This is a genomic window from Shewanella sp. YQ_9, assembly GCF_043103185.1.
In the GTDB taxonomy this organism is placed as follows: Bacteria; Pseudomonadota; Gammaproteobacteria; order Enterobacterales; family Shewanellaceae; genus Shewanella; species Shewanella algae.
Map to the genome: position 1 here is coordinate 36,212 of NZ_JBICJO010000020.1, position 13,796 is coordinate 50,007.

12 protein-coding genes are annotated in these 13,796 nt (G+C 50.1%); 8 read left to right on the forward strand and 4 right to left on the reverse strand.

The window, feature by feature from the left end; all coding sequences use genetic code 11:
- The first annotated feature begins 13 nt into the window (after nucleotides 1-13).
- From ACF8D4_RS05735 to ACF8D4_RS05770, 8 genes are read left to right on the forward strand one after another with little or no spacing between them, the layout of a single operon-like run.
- The gene (locus ACF8D4_RS05735) at nucleotides 14-877 is read left to right on the forward strand and encodes a type II secretion system F family protein (RefSeq protein WP_025010631.1); all 864 of its coding nucleotides are present in this window, start codon (nucleotides 14-16) and stop codon (nucleotides 875-877) included.
- A gap of 2 nt (nucleotides 878-879) precedes the next feature.
- Nucleotides 880-1,227 (forward strand): DUF192 domain-containing protein, encoded by a 348-nt coding sequence (locus tag ACF8D4_RS05740; protein WP_037437059.1) that lies wholly within the window; start codon nucleotides 880-882, stop codon nucleotides 1,225-1,227.
- Nucleotides 1,212-1,679: a tetratricopeptide repeat protein gene (locus ACF8D4_RS05745; RefSeq protein WP_025010629.1), complete on the forward strand. Its 468-nt coding sequence runs from the start codon at nucleotides 1,212-1,214 to the stop codon at nucleotides 1,677-1,679. Before ACF8D4_RS05740 ends, ACF8D4_RS05745 begins: the two co-directional genes overlap by 16 nt.
- Nucleotides 1,676-2,356, forward strand: a complete 681-nt coding sequence (locus tag ACF8D4_RS05750) for a TadE family protein (RefSeq protein ID WP_028780577.1) — start codon at nucleotides 1,676-1,678, stop codon at nucleotides 2,354-2,356. The genes ACF8D4_RS05745 and ACF8D4_RS05750 overlap by 4 nt, the downstream gene beginning before the upstream one ends.
- A gap of 24 nt (nucleotides 2,357-2,380) precedes the next feature.
- Complete coding sequence (locus ACF8D4_RS05755) at nucleotides 2,381-6,415, forward strand: IPT/TIG domain-containing protein (protein WP_181881382.1); 4,035 nt, start codon at nucleotides 2,381-2,383, stop codon at nucleotides 6,413-6,415.
- A gap of 49 nt (nucleotides 6,416-6,464) precedes the next feature.
- Nucleotides 6,465-6,878 (forward strand): hypothetical protein, encoded by a 414-nt coding sequence (locus tag ACF8D4_RS05760; RefSeq protein WP_025010627.1) that lies wholly within the window; start codon nucleotides 6,465-6,467, stop codon nucleotides 6,876-6,878.
- 36 nt (nucleotides 6,879-6,914) lie between these two features.
- Complete coding sequence (locus ACF8D4_RS05765) at nucleotides 6,915-8,654, forward strand: hypothetical protein (protein ID WP_208137785.1); 1,740 nt, start codon at nucleotides 6,915-6,917, stop codon at nucleotides 8,652-8,654.
- A gap of 20 nt (nucleotides 8,655-8,674) precedes the next feature.
- On the forward strand, nucleotides 8,675-9,016 hold the full coding sequence (locus tag ACF8D4_RS05770; protein ID WP_025010624.1) for a DUF5713 family protein: 342 nt from the start codon (nucleotides 8,675-8,677) through the stop codon (nucleotides 9,014-9,016).
- A gap of 63 nt (nucleotides 9,017-9,079) precedes the next feature.
- On the opposite strand, the gene urdA is transcribed toward ACF8D4_RS05770, so the two are convergent.
- The 4 genes from urdA to ACF8D4_RS05790 all read right to left on the reverse strand — a co-directional run bounded on the left by urdA (nucleotide 9,080) and on the right by ACF8D4_RS05790 (nucleotide 13,796).
- Nucleotides 9,080-10,834, reverse strand: a complete 1,755-nt coding sequence (urdA, locus tag ACF8D4_RS05775; protein WP_025010623.1) for a urocanate reductase — start codon at nucleotides 10,832-10,834, stop codon at nucleotides 9,080-9,082.
- 42 nt (nucleotides 10,835-10,876) lie between these two features.
- Nucleotides 10,877-11,641, reverse strand: a complete 765-nt coding sequence (locus tag ACF8D4_RS05780; RefSeq protein ID WP_109248452.1) for an outer membrane protein OmpK — start codon at nucleotides 11,639-11,641, stop codon at nucleotides 10,877-10,879.
- A 278-nt stretch (nucleotides 11,642-11,919) separates the two neighbouring features.
- The gene (locus tag ACF8D4_RS05785; protein ID WP_109248451.1) at nucleotides 11,920-13,131 is read right to left on the reverse strand and encodes a HAMP domain-containing sensor histidine kinase; all 1,212 of its coding nucleotides are present in this window, start codon (nucleotides 13,129-13,131) and stop codon (nucleotides 11,920-11,922) included.
- A 2-nt stretch (nucleotides 13,132-13,133) separates the two neighbouring features.
- A complete protein-coding gene (locus tag ACF8D4_RS05790) occupies nucleotides 13,134-13,796 on the reverse strand; it encodes a response regulator transcription factor (protein WP_392464759.1) in 663 nt (220 codons plus the stop codon).

A 13,796-nucleotide genomic window follows, 5' to 3' on the forward strand; every position in this document is an offset into this window, starting at 1 on the left:
AGGAGCCGCAATCATGATTAATCTGATCATCCTCTGCTACGCCTGTGCTTTGGGCTTCACCATTATCAGTTGCGCAAGGATTTATCGCCGGGTTCCTCCCGATAACAGGGAGTTCATGGATCCGCTTTCACCAGGGTTAAAAATAATTTGGCCACTGGTGCAAGTATTGGCTTTCTACATCAGTGAGAAGCTCAGTGTCGACTATCTGGAACGGGTTTCCAAGAAACTACAGATATCCGGCCTGTCATACATCATGAGTGCCGAGCAATACTTCGCCATCAGGATCCTCAGCACGCTATTTGCAGTGGGACTGATGCTGGCAGCAACCGCGATGCTGGGAGAGGTCAACAGCCGCTACCTGCTCTTTGCTGCCATTGTTGGCTATTTCCTCCCCGTGATGACACTGAACGATCTGCGTAAGAAGCGTCAGCTAGACATTGTTAAAGTGCTACCTGTGTATCTGGACTATCTGACCATGTCCATCGAAGCCGGTTTGAATATGACTGGTGCGCTGACCCAAGCGGTTGAACGCGGTCCAGAAGGGCCTTTAAAAATTGAAATTGAAAAGGTTATCCGCGATATGCGCGCCGGGATGTCCAGAGCTCAGTCTTTTAGGAATATGGCCGAACGGGTACAAATAACCGAAATCAACAGCTTGGTAAGTGCCTTGGCTCAAGCAGAAAGAACCGGAGCAAGCCTGGGTAAAACACTTAGAATTCAAGCAGACCAGCGCCGAGTAGAACGTTTCCAACGTGCCGAAAAGAAAGCCCTGGAGGCTCCAGTAAAGCTGGTATTCCCACTCATAGTGTTCATCTTCCCTGTCACCTTCATGATTCTTCTTTTCCCGATAGTTATGAAGTTTATGTACGAGCTATGAAGATGGAAACCAAGACACTTATTACAGCCTCAGGCTATGAATTAGGGCAAGTGTTTCTGGCCAACAATCCCTGGCTGCGTCTAAGAGGGTTACTGGGAAGGCCAAAATTAACACCTTCTCAGGGAATGTTAATCAGCCCCTGCAGCTCGGTACACACTATAGGAATGCGTTATCCGCTGGACATAGTGTATCTGGATGCCCAGCACACAGTCCTCAAAGTGGTTTCCGAACTCAAACCCTGGCGCAGCAGTTTTTGCCATGGCGCCCATCACACACTTGAGCTGGTAAATGGAACAGCAGCCAAGGCCCAAATCCATGAAGGAGAAACACTCAGATGGAAAAGTTCCTAATCACGCTTATGTGCACCCTGATGTTGATTATGCAAGGGTGCGCTTCTCAAACACAGCACCAGGGCAACCAGGCTATCATGGAGATACAAGCCAGAGCTGAACATGCCTACAAGCTGGCGATGATGGATCAGGCCGAAAGTCTGTACCTCGAAGTGTTGAGATCTGTTCCCAATTACGCCCCCGGTTGGTTTCGTCTGGGCAACATTTATACCCGAACCGGACGTCAAGATGCTGCCATAGCGGCCTATCAACGTTGCATTGAGCTTGAGCCAGACAATCAAAAAGCTTGGTATAACATGAGCCTGGTACGCTTGAAACAATCTGCTCAGGTATTGGAAATAGCCCAACAGCATGGTGACACTAGTTCTGTGGTTCATAGGCAAATAAAAGCGTTGCTCCAAGCCATCTACGAACTGCAACGTGAACCCAGCCCGGAGCAGGCCGCGAGATGAAACGGTTAACATCGCAAACAGGCCAAGCGATGATGGAGTTTAACCTCGCTCTGCCCTTTCTGATGCCACTGGTATTGGTTGCCATGATGTTGCTCGTTCAATGGGGATTTATCTATTCCGCCAAGAGCACCTTGGATGCTGCAACCGTCAAAGCCGTGCGCTCAGGAGCCCTCAATCACGGTAGTTTGAGTGCCATACGTAAAGGGCTGAGCGAAGGTATGATGCCCCTTTACAATCAGGATCCCAGCCTGACAGGTACCTTGGGAGCGTTAGCCAAAGCCAGGATTGCGGTGACAACCCAAGCCAAGATAACCATTCTCAGCCCGGATAAGAAGGTCTTCGATCGCTTTAAAGTAAGGTCCACCTACCAGGGCAAGAGCCTCTATGAAATCCCCAACAATAACCTTATGTACCGTAATCCGGCGTTACAAAACCTTGGGAATAACCGACAACTGAACATCCAGGATGCGAATCTTCTACAAATAGAAGTTCGCTGGTGCCAAAAGTTAATCGTTCCCTTTGCCAACTATGTACTCAGAGAGATTGTCAGTTCGCCACTATACATGCCCAGCAAGGAGCAACTGGAGTGCAATCTGCTCAGCCGAGCTACCGGGGATATTTATCTTGCTATGGTCTCTGATGGCCTTATGCGTATGCAAACTCCTTTCAGGATGTAACCAACACTTATAGGGAAGTAAATCATGTCCAAAAAAACTTACCTGGCTCTGCTGATAGCCGGGATAATGCTGACCGGTGGTTGTAATGGTGAGCTAGAGCCAGATGAAGGCCCGGGTCAGGAAGTTCCAACTGACCCAACAGATCCAACCGACCCGACGGATCCAACTGACCCAGACCCGGTTGACCCACCCAGCCATGAAGGTAGCTGGGAAATACGTGATGAGGACAATGACGGTATTCTGGATGAGAGGGATGATTACCCTTTTGATCCAACAAAACATCAATTTCCTCAAATTATTGAGCAAGAACCCAACGATAACCCCTCAATCGCAACCCAGGCAGGAATGGCTCCCCCATTTACGGTGCGAGGAGCCATTTCTCAAAAATCAGACAATGGCGATCTGTTTTCCTTTGAAGGAGAAGCCGGTCAATTCTATACCTTGATGCTCAGCTATGAGGATCCGGATTTCAAACCCAATATCTACTTTTCTGATGCTCAGGGTAATGCACTCAACTTTGGTGAGTTGGAAATAGATCCTGTGCTCAAGAAAGTCGCTATCAGCGTTGAAATTCTCAAAGATGGCCTTTATCACATTGGCATCAACGATATTAACTTTGATGGCCGTCCTAGCTTCAGCTACAGCGCCCGTATTTTTGCTGATCGTGACAGTGATGGAGTTTATGACCAGCAAGAACTGGCATTGGGCATGGATCCAGAGAGTGATGACTCAGACCAAGATGGTATACCCGATACTCTGGAGTATCTGTATGGTTTAGCAGCCGATGACTTTGATCCAGATGGCGATGGTATTCCCAACTGGTATGACACAGATAGTGATGGTGATGGCCTGAGTGATGGATTTGAGGGTGGCGCCGATGCAGACGGCGATGGCCAGGGGAACTTCCTCGATTTGGATTCCGATGGCAATGGCATCGCTGATGCCATTGAGGCCGGCGACAATCCCAAGCACCCTTTGGACAGAGATCTTGATGGAGTCCCTGATTTTCTGGACTTGGACGATGACAATGATGGCGTCCTGGATATCAATGATCAGGACAGGCTGACCGCCGTCAGTATCAGCTCCGTAGCTATCCTGGGGCAGGCCTATACAGTCCATAACGATACCAAAGTCAGGTTTTTCCGCGAAGGCGATACACTGAACGTAGAATTGGATTCTCCCTTATCTGCCGGTCAACACTTTTTGGTTATCACCCGGGAAGGCTTACCTCCAATCAACTTACCTTTAACTCAAGCCTCAGGTCTTATCACTACAGTACTGCCCAAAGGTGCCAGTGAAGTTTTTGTCTCTGATGGTGCTCTGCGCACCAATGCGAGAGCCTTGAAACTTCAGCCTGCAGGCACCCCGGTTATCAGCACAGCCGGCGCAGTGATGCTTGACGAAAACGCCCAGGTGACTCTCTATGGTGACAGCCTAAATGGCAATATCACAGTGACAGCCAATGGAATACCTTTAGAGGTCATTTCAAATACAGCCCATTCTGCGAGAGTGAACGTCCCAACAGGACTTGTCGACGGTACGCTGCAAATCAACAATGCCCAGGGACAGAGCAACCAAGTACAATACTATGTACTCAAAGAAGCAGAAGTTACCCTCACCTCTGTAGGCGGTGTTGATCCCTTAGGAGTACGTGTAGAAACACTGCTGAATACCACAACGACACTGGATTACAACGGTCGGGCAAACATTAAAGTCTTTAAGAATCGGCTGACTCCTGTCACAGCCTTTGTTCCTACTGCAGATAATAGTCAGGGATATGTTTATCTAAACAGTTACTTGTTACCAGGCGAACAACAACTGACATTGGATATAAACAGTACGACTTTTAAGTACGTGCTGGACTTTATTGGCGTTGACAAGATCCCACAAGCTTCGTTGGTTAATTTTCGCGACACCATAGTGACTTATCCTGAGTTCATAGAACTGCAGGAACACTTCGCTGGCATGCTGCAAAGTTCTCCAATGGCACTGGAGCAATTATCTCAAGCAACAAACCTGTTGCTAATAAGCAACAGCAACAAGATATATCAGCGCTATAGTCAGAACCAGGTTGGCAAGACAGCCAAAGCCCAGTCATTCAATGCTTCTCCAATGGCTATGGCCATGGTCAAGCGGGCTTCAGCAACCGGAAGCATTAAACCAAACATCACCAATTATGGTACGGCTTACTTTGACTATAGTCTTGCGGCCACTAACTTCCTCGATAATTGGCTACCGTCGGATCCAAGCTGTCCCAATAACAGCGAGATCACCAAAGAACAGAAAAACAAACTCCAGTACGATGGCTGCTCAGAGCTGCAAAATCGTACCCGGCTTTATTTGAGTACCATGATTATCCCTCTGGGTGAAAATGGACAGTATGATGAGTCCAAGCTGGATAGTCCGCTGCGCAAGCACGCTCAATCAGCTTGGGATGGCAATATAATAGGACCGCAATCTGGAACATACTTTGGTCTGGAGTTTTGGTCCAAAGATCAGTACTACAATGTTTGTCCCTATCAAGATTGCCTTTACCAAGTTCTCGCTCCGGGTGTAGATACTCCTTTGGGGCCTTCACCATTTAGCTTTCGTAATCAGTCTGCCTATGATGAGGCCAACCTCAAAGCTCGCCAATACTTGGCAATTCGCACCGTCATAGACGGTATCTTGCTTAAGTTTTTTGACCTTATTTTAATCGGGGTAGGTTATGAACCGGCAGGATTCGACCCCGTGGTCATCACCAAGTTAGTGATCCAGTACTCACCCAAGCTGATAGAGGAAACTGAAAAACTTTATAAGGATGACAATGTTACTGGAACCGACCTTGCCAACTTCCTGGAACAGCTTGCGATAGAATTCTATAAAAATGAAATAGAAGTCTTCTACGATCCTGCCAATAGAGGCAAATTGGGCCCCATCACTACAGCAGTGCTGCAAAGTATGGGAGTAAAGCCCGAAGACCTGGCAGCCTTGGCTGCCGGAGCCGCGTTACGCAAATGGGCTCCTTTTATTGGCCAAATGGAAGCGATAAAAACTGGCGCCCAGGTAGCAGACATACTGATCGACCAGCTCAAGACCATTACAGATATGGTCGGCGTACCGGTGAAGTCTGACTTTACCCTCACTTGGGGGATGCAAATTGTCGACATAGACCCTGCCATTATGAAAGCCGAGCCTATAGACAAGCCGTTGTCTATCATCGGCACAGGGTTTGGCATTAACGAACGTTGGTATTGGTTTGATGAAGAACCCTTAACCGAACTGAAAGATGAGGGCAACAATGCTTATGAAGAGCGTGAATATGAATCTGTCTCCGAGGATGGCACTCTGCTGAAAATAAGCGTTCCAGGCTCTATGTTGAAAAACGCTGTCGGTCCTATCGCCGTTGCTGTTGAGCACAGAGGGCAGCGCGCTGAGTCACCTGTAAAAATCAAGATTGGTGATGGCCTTGAGATCATACGTTTGAAAGCAAGTAGCGGCCAACCCGGTGACTTAGTCGTCATCGAAGGCTTGGGATTCAGCCAAACCAAAGCAAATAATAGAGTCACATTCGCCGGTAAGAATGGTGAACGTATCGTTGCCTTTATCAACAAGGTCGAGCCAGGGAAACTAACGGTGAAAGTCCCCAATAATGTTGTCTCGGGTAATGTCACTGTGGAAGTAGATAACGAGCTCAGCAATGGACTCAAGTTTGAAGTACCCCATCTACTGGAAATCACTTTCGGTGATAACGGCAACTTCAACGACGATATCTTTAAACTGGTTGTCGATGATAAAGTACTGACCGATGGCAGTAGCCCGCAACGCCAGGTTGGCCCCTTATCAATACCGCTTACCTCAGGCACCCACACAGTAAAACTGGTAGGGATCCGGGCTGAAGATGAGATAGGCACCTATTACATCCAGTTTGAAGGCGATGTTCTCTCTGTCTCGGGGGATGAATTGGAAGGCCGTGACCTATTGAAAGATAGCGTCAAACAATTCCAGGTCGAAGTCGGAACTCCCCAACAGAAGGCTCGTAGTCAATATCAGCCGTTGCGCAATCTGCAGCAGGAATAAAATCAAGGGAAGAGCCGTAAGGCTCTTCCCTGTTTCAAGGAGTTGAACAATGAAAATTCCATTTGCATATCTTTCACTTGGAGTAACCCTTTTCACGCTGCCAGTGGCGGCCAAACCAAATGAGAAGCTGACTCAACAGTGCTTGGATAGTTTTGAAATCATCAAAAACCAGGATGTACAAGCCTTTGTGGCACTAATGCCCTACGAAGCGAGTGCCAAGGAACAAGAGCATGCGGCCCAAATACTGGCCCGTTCACACAAGCGTTGGTATCAAGATAAGACTCTCGGCACTATTACGCCCCAAGATGTGAGTTACAGCGAACCCAGCAAAAGCAAGCAACAGAAAGGTGCGCTTCAGGAAGCGCGGGTTAAGCTACTGATAGAAGGAGAAAACTACCGTTCTTCTGTCAGCTGCAAATTTCTCCAAACCGATAAAGGCTGGTTTCTTTCCAAGTTGCCTTAACCCGTTTTGACGAACTTAACTCAAGGATGAATCAATATGCGTAAACTTTCCCTCCTGTCGGTAGCACTCAGTGCTACGCTGCTCTCTGCCTGTGGCGGCTCCGATTCAGATGACAATCAACCACCTGTTACGACTGATATTAGTGTTCAGGGCCAGGTTAGTTATTTGGGTGCTGTGCCGGGGGCCGATGTCTGCGCCGATCTCAATCGTAACCTGTCTTGCGATGCTGATGAGCCCACAACAACTGCCGACAACGATGGCAAGTATCAGCTCGATTGGCGCAGCGATGACCCAACGCCCGACTATTATCTGCTGGCCAGCTGGTTACCGCAGGCCAGTGACAATACCTCAGCCAAACAGCAACACAACAAGCAGAGTGTCGCTGCCCAGACTGCTGATGACGGTAGTCTGGTGCTCTTTGCCCTGAACCAGCATACGGGTACCATCAACCTAGTGACCCATTTGGAATTCAGTCGTTTACAGCAGATGTTGCAAGCGGGCATTGGTGACGCCCAGCGCGATAACCTGCTTCAGGAACTCAGGCAGCTATATTCCCAGCTGTTCGCCCCGGAGAGCGAGAACCCTTACCAGCTTGCTGCCGAAGTCACAGCAGCGCCGGCCTTTGCCGAGGCATTTTGGTTACTGCAGCACATTCACGCTTTGACTGAAGCTCAGATAGAAAAGCTACTCGGTGAAGGCAATCATGAGGCCATTCTGGCGGCCGAGCAGACCCTCGCCATGACCCTGAATGAGCTGCGACAGTTGATCGCCGCCAGTGGTCAAACAGCGGAGACATTCCTGGCCACAGATCCCCAAGAGGTGCGTAACAAGGTAAACAGCGCCATGGTTGCCCTGGGTTACCTGGAACCTCTTGATGACAAAACCATGAACGACAATGATTGGGTGATAGTACTCAATGGCTTGATGGAAGATGATGAGCAAGCTCATCTGCTTGATCTGGGGCTGACTGGCGGATCGGAGGTGTTCACCCTGCAATATGGCGACCCCTCCAAGTTTCTGACCGGAAGTGTCAACCAAGGCAAGGTCCTGGCCCAGGATGTCACTCTGGGAGATGAGGTCGCCAACGAGTGCTGGAATACTCAAATGGAGCGCTGGATAAATGCTGATCGCAAGGATCAGGGCTATAGCCCAAGCGCGCCGGTTATCGAAGGCAATCAACTACATACCTTCTATGATGGTACTCAGGTACCAATCACTATGCAGGTGGACAAGTACCAGGCCGGCGCCGAAGACTGGCAAACCTTGCTGGCAGGTACCCCGGCCGCGCTGCAGTTGGCCAAGCTAGAATGGCCTGGGCAGGTTTACCGCATCTGGACGGCGCAGCAAGCCGATGTAATGTGCCGGAATGAAGAGTTTGTTTCCTGGGAGATGCCGGTTGCCAACGCCGAAGATCTCGACTCCAGGGCGCTGATTACCCTCTTCTGGCCTATAGCAACAGAGGATGAAATTACCCTGGATGGCGAGCAGCGTTTCACGCTGAACTTTGGCGATACCCCTGAAAGCTACGAGTGGCAGCTAATCCAAAGCCCGAGTGGTGCGCCTTTGTTGCAGATCACAGAGCTGCTGGACAATCCAGAGCTGGCCGACAAGGTTCTGCCCAGCCAATATCTGATCCAAGGTGACCAACTCATTGAAGTGAATATTTACCGCGCCTTTGATTTCGATGCCGGCAGGCAGCAATTGCGACTCACCTACGAGCAAAGCTTCAGCGATTCCCTGTATCAACATCTGAAACAACTGGCGCAGGCCAATTGAGCAAGTAATGAGGAAGACTAATGTCTGTTACCAACCCCGTCATCCAGCAGCGGCAATTGTTGGCACCTATGTATCTGGACGGCTATTTTCCGGATTTTCTGGTTGATAAACTCAAAGGCGTATTGCTGCAACTGTGCAGCGAGATAGAAGCCCTTAAGCCCGAGGATGAAGGCGCCTTGCTGCAACTGACTCACGCCGCTACCCTGGCCATCAATGAGCTGCAAGATGAGTTTGAAGCCAACGGCAGTGAACTGGAGACAGTCGCCCGGGATTGCCTCGCCGATGAGTTTTACATCATCAGCCGTGCTTATGGCTTCGACAGTCTGGATATCGAACAAGCCATCTCCCCCAGAGATTGGTGATAAAAAAAACGGCCCTTGCGGGCCGTTTTTGTTTTCAGGGGAGATTATGAGTAGCTCGGAGGCTTAGTTGGCGGCAGCCTGCTGACCGGCGATACGGCCAAAGACAATGATGTCTGTATAGGCGTTGCCACCCAGGCGGTTGGTACCGTGAGTCAAACCTGTCACTTCACCGGCGGCAAACAGACCTGGGATCACCTTGCCTTGTTCATTCAGTACGTGGGTCTTGGTATCTGTTACCAGACCACCCATGGTGTGGTGTACCGATGGCGTAGCTTTCAGGATCCAGTATGGGCCCTTGCTCAAGTCCACCAGCCCGGCTCTGTGATTGAAGGCTTCATCCTTACCGGTTTTCGCATAGTGGTTCACATCCTTGATGGTCTTCTTGAGGTTTTCCAGCGGAATGTTGAACACCTTGGCGGCTTCTTCAATGCTGTTCACTTCATACATCAGACCACGGCTGGTGAAGTCTTTGTATTCACCTTGGTGCATACCAATGGTACCGGCCACATCGTCGATGTCCTTGTTCCACAGCACATAGGTGTAACGACCGGGTTGTTCCAGAATCGCATGGGAGATCACGTCGCGACGTTCCAACTCTTCCACAAAGCGCTCACCGTTTTGGTTGACCAGAATCGCACCGAAGAAACGGGAGTCGGCGATCAGGGCAATTGCGCCAGTCTCTGGGTTACAGATAGGATAGGTTTGGATATAGCCCAGGTTGCGGGTGTCGGCGTGGATCTTCTCACCCATGACAATACCGTCACCTGTACCACCTGCAATACCCGTAGTACCGTAACGCTCATCCAGCTCTGGGTTGTATTGCTTACGCATGGCCACGTTGGCAGAGAAACCACCGGTAGCGACAACAACACCGCGCTTGGCATGATAAGTGATCTTCTTGCCGTTTTTGGTCGCTTCAACACCGACGACCCGACCATTGTTGTCCATCAGCAGACGCTCGGCGGTAGTGTTGGTGTGAATAGGCAGACCGACTTCTTCGGCCTTCTTGGCAAATTTGCCAATCACTTCGGCACCCGTGTGGCCTTTCGGGATCAGGGCGCGCTTGACGCTGTGACCACCAAACTGGAACAGCTGGTTGGGGTAGTACTCAACCTTGACATAGTCACGCAGCCATTCGGCGGCATCGACGGCATTGTCTACCATCACCTTGACCATCTCAGGATCACCCTTGAAGTCGCCCCCTTTGAGTGTGTCCTGGATAAACAGCTCTTTGGAGTCGGTAATTCCCATGCTCTTCTGTACCCAGCTACCGGCTACGTTCATCTCGGCGCCGGAGATCAGCGAGTTACCACCTATGATGGGCATCTTTTCGATGATGACGGCAGAAGCACCGGCTTCCATGGCCTCCAGACCGGCACTGAAACCGGCACCACCAGAACCTATCACAACCACATCATAGGTGTATTCGGCCGGCGTCAGGGCTTCACCATGCTTGGCGGTGGCCGTGGCGGCAACCAGAGTCACACCTGCGGCTTCAACACTGGCAGCCACGGCTTTTTTGAGGGCATTGGAAGTCACGGTCGCACCGGAAACCCCGTCAACATCTACAGAGTTGTTGTCTATGATGGCCTGTTTCACATCTTTGAATGCGGCGGCGGCCAACACAGGGTTTTCTTTCTGCTTCAGCACATCGATAGCCACAATACGGCCATCCTGAATGCTGGTTTCTACCTGGATCTCACCATGCTTGCCCTGGGCAGTCCCCTGACTCTTGATGATCTCATGGGTCACCTGACAGCCGGTAATCACCACGGCAGTGGATACGGCCACGCCCAAAACGGATTTGTTCAACTGCATATTCAGTTCCTGTCGATTAAAAAAGGGAGCCTGGCTCCATTGTTAAAACTGGTATCCAAAAGCCAACCCATACTCGATACCGTCGTTGTACTGTGCACCCCAACTGTCGTACTGAGTCAGGTGCAACTTGCCGTAGAAGGCATCGGTAAATTGGGTCTGCCAACCCAGAATGATCTGGTGCCCATAGCTGTCGTAACTGAACAGCTTTTGGTGGTCTTCATCCCTGTCTATCTGCGCTTCGTAGTTGACGGACAAGTTGTGCTTCAATCCGGCAAAACTCAGCGGGTATTTGGCATTGAGCACCAGGGCATAACCTGAAATGTCATTGAAGTTCTCATCTGTTGGTGAGAAATGACCAAAGGTATAGTTGAAACCAACCCCGTAGTTCAGCGCCAAATCGCCAAACTTACTGTTGTGCGTAACCCCCAGATACAGGTTGTCTTCGACCAGAGTCTCACTGGCAGAGATAAAGTTCTGGGCCCAAAAGTTAAAACCGCTTTCACCCAGCTTATGCTCTATGATTGCCAATGATTTTAAAGTGGTTTTACCATCTTCATTCTTCTGGTTTTCCGCGACTTCACCCGGGTTTTCCAGCTTGATATTGGCGAAATAACTGCCCCAATCGGCCAAACCCAAATGATTCAGCTTGAGAAAGGGTTGGTTAAAGACGCCAGGGTTATCATCCTTGGTATCACTGGTATAAAACTTATAACCAAGATCCAGACTTGTTTTGGTTACATCGGCCTGCACATTGGCAGAAAATGCCATAGCCAGTACCACCCCACTCAACAACCATTTTGAGCTCATAATATTTCCTCAGACAAATACAATGCCAAGTAATTGAAAACTTTAAACACATGAATTGGACGAGAAAATAATAATTAATTGCCACCAATAGCAGCTGTGATCTTGGTCGATTACAATCCTTAAAAAAATAAACTCTGTGGTTTAAGGAAGTAGATAACAGGAGACCACAAGTTAAGTGAAAATTCCGTCAAACAAATTAAAAAGAGACAGACCAAGCCATCTCTTTTTAAAATATTAATAGCCAATCTATAAATATAAGCCTAAGCTCACACTTTCCTTTAATCTGTAATTTCTATCTCGGCAATAAACATCTGCGGTGGCCGATATTCCTTGAACTGCCAACCCAGCTGTTTCGCCAGTCGCTTGACCAACATCAGCCCCAGACCAAAACCTCCCATGCCATCCTGTAAGCTTGAGTTGCTGACTCGGATGCACTTGCCCCGCTGCTCCACCTTGACCTCGCCAGTGCCATGCTCGAGCGCATTGCGCAGCAGATTATTGAGCATGATGCACAGAGGCTCTTTCAGCACCAGTAGTTGGGTATCGTCACAATCCAATTGAATAACCCCCTGCTTGCCTTGGGCGTGCTCCTGCTCAGTTGCCAGCTGCTGCAACAACTCGGCCGGAGCCAAGCGCTGTTTTTCCAGCCGAGTGCTGCTCTTGTTGGTGAGCCACAACAGGGTTTCTATGATGGACTTCATCTGCGCCGTCGCCTGGCTGGCAGCCAGTACTGGCCCGGTCAACTTGCCCTTTTGCAAGGTGAGCAGCTCAAAGGATGACTGGCAGATAGCCACAGGAGTGCGCAGCTCGTGGCTGGCAAAACGCAGGAAGTTGAGTTCCCGCTGCTGGGCCTTTTGTAGCTGCTGCAGCGAAGTATTGAGCGCATCCACTATCGATTGCAGCTCGGCATAGCCTTGTTTGGGAAAACTGAAGCCATTCATGCTTTGCCAGTCGTGCTGTTTGATCGCCTGACTGATTTTGTGCACCGGGGTGATCACTTGCTTTTGCATATGAAACGCCAGGCTGGCCACCACCCCGAAGGTCATCACTATCAGCAATAAAATGGCGGTCATGTTCTTGGGCGCAAAAACAAGATCATGGGTGGCATCATAATGTAGCCATAGATACAGCGGCTGGCCTGAAGCCGTGTAATGCACACTCAGGGCATCGATATAGGGGCCATCAAGATGCTGATAACGAATACCCGTTTCTGCAGTGGGAGGCTGAAAGTCATTGATAGCTTTGATCTTATCCGGTACCCGCTGCCAGTCGGCAAACACACTGATGTTGTCGGTATCCAGCTCTGTGCTGCCCTGAAGGAACACCGCTTCAGCCGCCTGCCCTGCGTTACGCAGAGTGATCTCATGCATGGAAAACATGCCGGTGCACATCATGCAAAGGGGGATGATGCTATTGATGGCCAGAGTGACCGCCAGAAAAATAAGCCCGTAAATTTGATAGCTGCGCTTGAGGCTGAACTTGGGCATCATCTTCAGTCACTCCTCAGGCAGAGTCCTACCCCGCGAATGGTGTAGATCAGTTGACTGTCGAACGGCTTATCCACCACCCGCCGCAACAGATGCAGATGGCTGCGCAGGCTGTCGCTGTCAGGTGGGCAGTCGGGCCAGAGCATACGCTCTATCTCTTCCCGCTCCACGGTTTCCGGGCTGCGGCGAGCCAGCAAGGCCAGTATCTGCCAGCCGGTGCGGCTCAGGGACAACAACTGCCCTTGGCGATAGGCCTCGTGTTTGCCAAAGTCCATCTCCAGCTCACCCAGTTGTAATCTTGGTGGTGCCGGACGGCGCTGAGCCACGACTCTTAGGCGGGCCACCAGCTCCTCCATGGCGAAGGGTTTGATCAGATAATCATCGGCGCCGGCATCGAAGCCGCTCAACCTATCATCCAAACCGCTGCGGGCGGTCAGCATGATCACCGGCGTGGTCATACACTGAGCCTTCCAGCCCTGGCATGCTCGCACACCGTCCCCGTCGGGCAAGTTAAGATCCAGCACCACCACATCGAAATGCTGCTGTCTCAGCAGTTCATTGGCCTGAGCCAGGGTTTCGGCATAGTCACATTCAATGCCTTTTATCGCCAGGTACTGAATAATATTGTTTGCCAACAGACGATTATCTTCGACCAGCAGAATTAACAT

What these genes read in the sequence shown, in the direction of transcription:
- ACF8D4_RS05740 (WP_037437059.1), top strand. Translation starts at nt 880, where the DNA reads ATGGAAACCAAGACACTTATTACAGCCTCAGGCTATGAATTAGGGCAA.
- ACF8D4_RS05735 (WP_025010631.1), top strand. Translation starts at nt 14, where the DNA reads ATGATTAATCTGATCATCCTCTGCTACGCCTGTGCTTTGGGCTTCACC.
- urdA (WP_025010623.1), bottom strand. Translation starts at nt 10,834, where the DNA reads ATGCAGTTGAACAAATCCGTTTTGGGCGTGGCCGTATCCACTGCCGTG.
- ACF8D4_RS05745 (WP_025010629.1), top strand. Translation starts at nt 1,212, where the DNA reads ATGGAAAAGTTCCTAATCACGCTTATGTGCACCCTGATGTTGATTATG.
- ACF8D4_RS05765 (WP_208137785.1), top strand. Translation starts at nt 6,915, where the DNA reads ATGCGTAAACTTTCCCTCCTGTCGGTAGCACTCAGTGCTACGCTGCTC.
- ACF8D4_RS05770 (WP_025010624.1), top strand. Translation starts at nt 8,675, where the DNA reads ATGTCTGTTACCAACCCCGTCATCCAGCAGCGGCAATTGTTGGCACCT.
- ACF8D4_RS05755 (WP_181881382.1), top strand. Translation starts at nt 2,381, where the DNA reads ATGTCCAAAAAAACTTACCTGGCTCTGCTGATAGCCGGGATAATGCTG.
- ACF8D4_RS05780 (WP_109248452.1), bottom strand. Translation starts at nt 11,641, where the DNA reads ATGAGCTCAAAATGGTTGTTGAGTGGGGTGGTACTGGCTATGGCATTT.
- ACF8D4_RS05750 (WP_028780577.1), top strand. Translation starts at nt 1,676, where the DNA reads ATGAAACGGTTAACATCGCAAACAGGCCAAGCGATGATGGAGTTTAAC.
- ACF8D4_RS05760 (WP_025010627.1), top strand. Translation starts at nt 6,465, where the DNA reads ATGAAAATTCCATTTGCATATCTTTCACTTGGAGTAACCCTTTTCACG.
- ACF8D4_RS05790 (WP_392464759.1), bottom strand. Translation starts at nt 13,796, where the DNA reads ATGTTAATTCTGCTGGTCGAAGATAATCGTCTGTTGGCAAACAATATT.
- ACF8D4_RS05785 (WP_109248451.1), bottom strand. Translation starts at nt 13,131, where the DNA reads ATGATGCCCAAGTTCAGCCTCAAGCGCAGCTATCAAATTTACGGGCTT.